Origin of the sequence: Pseudoxanthomonas helianthi (assembly GCF_017939625.1) — a bacterium.
Taxonomy (GTDB): domain Bacteria; phylum Pseudomonadota; class Gammaproteobacteria; order Xanthomonadales; family Xanthomonadaceae; genus Pseudoxanthomonas_A; species Pseudoxanthomonas_A helianthi.
The window spans coordinates 1,686,698-1,687,358 of record NZ_JAGKTC010000001.1 but is presented as its reverse complement, the minus strand read 5'-3'; the positions used below and the strand labels follow the sequence as shown (position 1 = coordinate 1,687,358).

The following is a 661-nucleotide window of genomic DNA, read 5'->3' as shown; positions in this document are numbered from 1 at the left end:
GCCGCAGCCAAGTCACCGGCCACCAGCCTGCTGTTTGGACAGCACCTGCTCGGCTGCTGCCAGAAAATCATAGGCGGCTGCCGGATCGGTAGTCTGGCCGGTAATAACCTCGCCAGCATAAGCGTGCAGGAAATCGGAGATTGATGTGTCTCCGCGAGCGAGATAGTCGGATGCGAACCGCTCCATGATGCGGTAAGCGTCCCTTAGGGAAACAACACGATCAAACTCTTGATCTGTAACTGCCAGGTAGCTCATATGCGGCCTAACGCCTGAATTAAGCCGACCGGCGAAGCCGGTTCGGCTTGAATGAATTGTTAGGCCTCAGCCAGGAAACCGGAAGGTGGGGCCCGCTCTGGGAAGCCTAGCAAATGATAGGTGGCCCCCTCAGCACATGCCTTGAACGCGATCTCGGGCGTCGTGCCGGAATTATCTGAAACAGCCACCACGGATATAGCCAAGGCCTGTGGCAGTACTACGGATGAGTAGGCAGTGGAGATCCCTAGCAATACGGCTTGCAGGAACTCGGGCGCGACAGAGTCCAGGGCAACGTCAGTTGCTGTAACCGAGAAGGCTACGGCTGGAATGGCGGTCAGTCGGACCGACGCATCCCATAACGGTCTGCAGCTCTGTCGTCGGAATCGAAAGAATGCATCCATGAGGC

The 661-nt window shown here is 57.3% G+C and carries 1 protein-coding gene; it reads right to left on the bottom strand.

The window, feature by feature from the left end:
• Positions 1–12: 12 nt before the first annotated feature.
• Entirely contained in the window at positions 13–255 is a 243-nt protein-coding gene (locus tag J5837_RS07685) for a hypothetical protein (RefSeq protein WP_210536078.1), read from the bottom strand.
• Positions 256–661: the final 406 nt, after the last annotated feature.